This window comes from Pseudomonas sp. 34 E 7, assembly GCF_900005715.1.
GTDB classification, from domain to species: domain Bacteria; phylum Pseudomonadota; class Gammaproteobacteria; order Pseudomonadales; family Pseudomonadaceae; genus Aquipseudomonas; species Aquipseudomonas orientalis_A.
The window spans coordinates 53057-59213 of record NZ_CVTX01000136.1 but is presented as its reverse complement, the minus strand read 5'-3'; the positions used below and the strand labels follow the sequence as shown (position 1 = coordinate 59213).

At 62.3% G+C, this 6157-nt stretch carries 2 protein-coding genes; one reads left to right on the top strand and one right to left on the bottom strand.

The features are described from left to right. Window positions 1-375: 375 nt before the first annotated feature. Complete coding sequence (locus BFP96_RS12925) at window positions 376-729, bottom strand: hypothetical protein (protein ID WP_065936343.1); 354 nt, start codon at window positions 727-729, stop codon at window positions 376-378. A gap of 484 nt (window positions 730-1213) precedes the next feature. On the opposite strand from BFP96_RS12925, the gene BFP96_RS12920 reads away from it, so the two are divergent. Next, on the top strand, window positions 1214-6082 hold the full coding sequence (locus BFP96_RS12920) for an NAD-glutamate dehydrogenase (RefSeq protein ID WP_065885200.1): 4869 nt from the start codon (window positions 1214-1216) through the stop codon (window positions 6080-6082). The last annotated feature ends 75 nt before the right edge of the window (window positions 6083-6157 follow it).

The window sequence follows — 6157 nt, the reverse complement described above, 5'->3', positions numbered from 1 at the left end:
CTATGCCAGTCAGTTAAGCGTACACCGCCCTCTGTAGGAGCGAGGGGGGCGCCTAGCTCTTGCTCGCGAAAAACGTCAACGATAACGCGTGCTTTCTGAGTGAACGCGGTGCCTGTGAGTTTTTCGCGAGCAAGCTCGCTCCTACAGTATTAGGGCAAGCGCCTCCCACAGTTGGTCTTCTGTGTGTTGAAGACTTTGATCGGGGCAAGCTCTCATGCCAGTCAGTCAAGCGTGCACGCCGTCTGTAGGAGCGAGCTTGCTCGCGAAAAACGTCAACGATAACGCGTGCTTCTTGGATGAACGCGGTGCCTGTGAGTTTTTCGCGAGCAAGCTCGCTCCTACAGTATCAGGGCAAGCGGCCTCCTTCGGTGCCGCTTAAATCCGGGTGAAGGTGCCGGTGCCTTTGAGGATGTTCTGCAGGGTCTGCTCGACCTCGGCCAGGTCGGATGCGGCCGTGGCATGCGTGATCTCAAGGTGGTCCTTGCCCCCCAGCGAATCGGCATCGCCGGCGGCGAGTTCGATCCGCAGGGTCGTGGCCCCCAGGGTGATTTTCAGCCCGGCCAGCGTCGACGGCTCGTAATCCCAGGTCAACTCCACGTCGTCTTCGTCCGGGTAACGGCTGAGCATGAACATCTCGCCGTTCTTGCCGTGGCAGCAGAGCATGGCCATGTTGTCTTCTTCGTCGTCGCACGGGGTGGCCATCAGGGCGTCGGTTTTCAGCTGCAGCATGGGGAATCCTGTGTGGAGGAGGGGCGTTTGCGCCGGGTGATTGTGCCATTGCGGCGAATTTTATGCTGCGCGATGTGTCAGACTGGGATGCATGACCTGACGAGCAGTGTCGGTCATTTCCGGTACTCGTGGGTCTGAAAGCAGCCGGTTTTCATCCGGAAAAACCCGGTTGCCCAAGTTGCAACCCCACACCTGCTTGCCGATGACCGAATATGTCGCAGCATCGCAAGCAGCGCGCTTCCCACACTCGTTAAGCTGCGCAACGGATGTGCTCCGTGCCAGGCGCCTGACCTGCCCGTCGTACCGTCACCCGGCAAGGTGCGCATCCGGTGGAAGTTGTATGTGACCTGACTGTCTTGTCCAGCTTCACCCACCTGTCACTCTGAATCGTTTATCGTGACCGACGAACAGAGCTGACGGTCTCCCCGCAGGGGGATAACACGCGACGCTTCCATCAATAACAAGCCCAAGCGGAGTACCACAGATGGCGTTCTTCACCGCAGCCAGCAAGGCCGACTTCCAGCACCAACTGCAAGCGGCACTGGCGCAGCACATCAGTGAACAGGCACTGCCACAAGTGGCGCTGTTCGCTGAGCAATTCTTCGGCATCATTTCCCTGGACGAACTGACCCAGCGTCGCCTTTCCGACCTGGCCGGTTGCACCCTGTCTGCCTGGCGCCTGCTTGAGCGCTTCGATCACACCCAACCGCAAGTGCGGGTCTACAACCCCGATTACGAACGTCATGGCTGGCAATCGACCCACACTGCGGTCGAAGTGCTGCACCATGACCTGCCCTTCCTGGTCGACTCGGTGCGTACCGAGCTCAACCGCCGCGGCTACAGCATCCACACCCTGCAAACCACCGTGCTCAGTGTGCGCCGTGGCAGCAAGGGCGAACTGCTGGAAGTGCTGCCCAAGGGCACCCAGGGCGAAGGCATCCTGCAAGAATCGCTGATGTACCTGGAAATCGACCGCTGCGCCAACGCCGCCGAGCTGAACGTGCTGAGCAAAGAGCTCGAGCAGGTGCTGGGCGAAGTGCGCGTGGCCGTGGCCGATTTCGAACCGATGAAAGCCAAGGTCCAGGACCTGCTGGCCGGTATCGACGCCAGCGCTTTCGCTATCGACGGCGAAGAAAAAGCCGAGATCAAGAATTTCCTCGAGTGGCTGGTGGGCAACCACTTCACCTTCCTGGGCTATGAAGAGTTCGTGGTACGTGACGAGGCGGACGGCGGTCATATCGAATATGACGCCGACTCCTTCCTCGGTCTGACCAAGTTGCTGCGCGCCGGCCTCACCGCCGAAGACCTGCGCATCGAAGACTACGCCGTGGCCTACCTGCGCGAACCGACCGTGCTGTCGTTCGCCAAGGCTGCCCACCCGAGCCGCGTACACCGCCCGGCGTATCCGGACTATGTGTCGATCCGCGAAATCAGCGCCGACGGCAAGGTCATCAAGGAACACCGCTTCATGGGCCTGTATACCTCCTCGGTGTATGGCGAAAGCGTGCGGGTGATTCCTTACATCCGCCGCAAAGTCGCGGAAATCGAGCGTCGCTCGGGCTTCCAGGCCAAGGCGCACCTGGGCAAGGAACTGGCCCAGGTGGTTGAAGTGCTGCCCCGTGACGACCTGTTCCAGACCCCGGTCGATGAGCTGTTCAGCACGGTGATGTCGATCGTGCAGATCCAGGAACGCAACAAGATCCGCGTGTTCCTGCGCAAAGACCCGTACGGCCGTTTCTGCTACTGCCTGGCCTACGTGCCACGCGACATCTATTCCACCGAAGTGCGCCAGAAAATCCAGCAAGTGCTGATGGATCGCCTGAAAGCCTCGGACTGCGAGTTCTGGACCTTCTTCTCCGAGTCCGTGCTGGCCCGCGTACAACTGATTCTGCGGGTCGACCCGAAGAACCGCCTGGACATCGACCCGCTGCAACTGGAAAAGGAAGTGGTACAGGCCTGCCGCAGCTGGCAGGACGACTACGCCAGCCTGGTGGTGGAAAGCTTCGGCGAAGCCCACGGCACCAACGTGCTGGCGGATTTCCCCAAAGGCTTCCCGGCCGGTTACCGCGAGCGTTTCGCCGCGCATTCGGCCGTGGTCGACATGCAGCACCTCAACAGCCTGACCGAAGCCAACCCGCTGGTGATGAGCTTCTATCAGCCGCTGGGCCAGGTCTCCGGCCAGCGTGAGCTGCATTGCAAGCTCTACCACGCCGACACCCCGCTGGCGCTGTCCGACGTGCTGCCGATCCTGGAGAACCTGGGCCTGCGCGTGCTGGGCGAATTCCCGTACCGCCTGCGCCATGCCAATGGCCGCGAGTTCTGGATCCATGATTTCGCGTTCATCGCCGCCGAAGGCGTGAACCTGGATATCTCGCAGCTCAACGACACCCTGCAGGATGCCTTCGTACACATCGTTCACGGCGATGCCGAGAACGATGCGTTCAACCGCCTGGTACTCACCGCCGGCCTGCCATGGCGTGACGTGGCGCTGCTGCGCGCTTACGCCCGTTACCTCAAGCAGATCCGCCTGGGCTTCGACCTCGGCTACATCGCCAGCACCCTGAACAACCACACCGACATCGCCCGCGAGTTGACCCGGTTGTTCAAGACCCGCTTCTACCTGGCGCGCAAGCTCACCGCCGACGACCTGGAAGACAAGCAGCAACGCCTGGAACAAGCGATCCTCGCCGCCCTGGACGATGTTCAGGTGCTCAACGAAGACCGCATCCTGCGTCGCTATCTGGACCTGATCAAGGCGACCCTGCGCACCAACTTCTACCAGACCGACGCCAACGGCCAGAACAAGTCGTACTTCAGCTTCAAGTTCAACCCGCATGCGATCCCCGAGCTGCCCAAGCCGGTGCCGAAGTTCGAGATCTTCGTCTACTCGCCACGCGTCGAAGGCGTGCACCTGCGCTTTGGCAACGTCGCCCGTGGCGGCCTGCGCTGGTCTGACCGGGAAGAAGACTTCCGTACCGAAGTGCTCGGCCTGGTAAAAGCCCAGCAGGTGAAGAACTCGGTGATCGTGCCCGTAGGCGCCAAGGGTGGCTTCCTGCCGCGTCGCCTGCCCTTGGGCGGCAGCCGTGACGAGATCGCGGCCGAGGGCATCGCCTGCTACCGCATCTTCATTTCCGGCCTGTTGGACATCACCGACAACCTGAAGGATGGCGCCCTGGTGCCGCCGGCCAACGTTGTGCGTCATGACAACGATGACCCGTACCTGGTGGTGGCAGCGGACAAGGGCACTGCGACCTTCTCCGATATCGCCAACGGCATCGCCATCGACTACGGCTTCTGGCTGGGCGATGCGTTCGCCTCCGGTGGTTCGGCCGGTTACGACCACAAGAAAATGGGCATCACCGCCAAGGGCGCGTGGGTCGGTGTGCAGCGTCACTTCCGTGAGCGCGGCATCAATGTGCAGGAAGACAGCATCACCGTGGTGGGCGTCGGCGATATGGCCGGTGACGTGTTCGGTAACGGCTTGCTGATGTCCGACAAGCTGCAACTGGTCGCGGCCTTCAACCACCTGCACATCTTCATCGACCCGAACCCGAACCCGGCCACCAGCTTCGTCGAGCGCCAGCGCCTGTTCGAGCTGCCGCGTTCGGCCTGGACCGACTACGACACCAGCATCATGTCCGAAGGCGGCGGGATCTTCTCGCGCAGTGCCAAGAGCATTGCCATCTCGGCGCAGATGAAAGAACGCTTCGACATCCAGGCCGACAAGCTGACCCCGACCGAACTGCTCAACGCCTTGCTCAAGGCACCGGTGGACCTGTTGTGGAACGGCGGTATCGGCACCTACGTCAAGGCCAGCACCGAGAGCCACGCCGATGTGGGCGACAAGGCCAACGACGCGCTGCGCGTCAACGGCAACGAGCTGCGCTGCAAAGTGGTGGGCGAGGGCGGCAACCTGGGCATGACCCAACTGGGCCGTGTCGAGTTCGGCCTCAATGGCGGCGGTTCCAACACCGACTTCATCGACAACGCCGGCGGCGTGGACTGCTCCGACCACGAAGTGAACATCAAGATCCTGCTTAACGAAGTGGTGCAGGCCGGTGACATGACCGACAAGCAGCGCAACCAGTTGCTGGCGAGCATGACCGACGAAGTCGGCAACCTGGTGCTGGGCAACAACTACAAACAGACCCAGGCCCTGTCCCTGGCCGCGCGCAAGGCTTACGAGCGCGCCGCCGAGTACAAGCGCCTGATGAGCGACCTGGAAGGCCGTGGCAAGCTGGACCGCGCCATCGAGTACCTGCCGACCGAGGAGCAACTGGTCGAGCGCGCCTCGACCGGCAAGGGCCTGACGCGTCCGGAGCTGTCGGTGTTGATCTCCTACAGCAAGATCGACCTCAAGGAAGCGCTGCTCAAGTCCCAGGTGCCGGATGACGAGTACCTGACCCGTGACATGGAGACCGCGTTCCCGCCGAGCCTGGTGGCCAAGTTCTCCGAGGCCATGCGCCGTCACCGCCTCAAGCGCGAGATTGTCAGCACCCAGATCGCCAACGACCTGGTCAACCACATGGGCATCACCTTCGTGCAGCGACTCAAAGAGTCGACCGGCATGAGTCCGGCGAACGTGGCCGGCGCCTATGTGATTGTGCGTGACATCTTCCATCTCCCGCACTGGTTCCGTCAGATCGAAGCCCTGGACCACCAGGTTTCGGCCGACGTGCAACTGGAGCTGATGGACGAACTGATGCGCCTGGGCCGTCGCGCCACGCGCTGGTTCCTGCGCAGTCGTCGCAACGAACAGGACGCCGGGCGTGATACCGCGCACTTCGGTCCGCACCTGGCGGCGCTGGGTCTCAAGCTCGATGAACTGCTTGAAGGCCCGACTCGTGAAGGCTGGCAGAACCGTTACCAGGCCTACACCCAGGCCGGCGTACCGGAGTTGTTGGCGCGCATGGTTGCAGGCACTACCCACCTGTACACCCTGCTGCCGATCATCGAAGCCGCCGACGTGACCGGGCATGACGCCGCCGAAGTGGCCAAGGCCTACTTCGCCGTCGGCAGCGCGCTGGACCTGCCGTGGTACCTGCAGCAGATCAGCGACCTGCCGGTGGGCAACAACTGGCAGGCCCAGGCCCGCGAAGCCTTCCGCGACGACGTGGACTGGCAGCAACGGGCGATCACCATTTCGGTCCTGCAAATGGCCGACGCGCCGCAGGACATGGAAGCCCGCGTGGCCCTGTGGCTTGAGCAGCATCAGGACATGGCGGATCGCTGGCGCGCGATGATGGTGGAAATCCGTGCTGCGGTCGGCACGGACTACGCCATGTACGCGGTGGCCAACCGTGAGTTGCTGGACCTGGCGTTGAGTGGTCAGTCGGTGTTGCAGCCGGCGTGATCGAGCGGTAATGAAGAGGCCCCGTATCGCAGGATACGGGGCCTTTTTTATCGGTGGGGGGCACGCTTCTCCCCG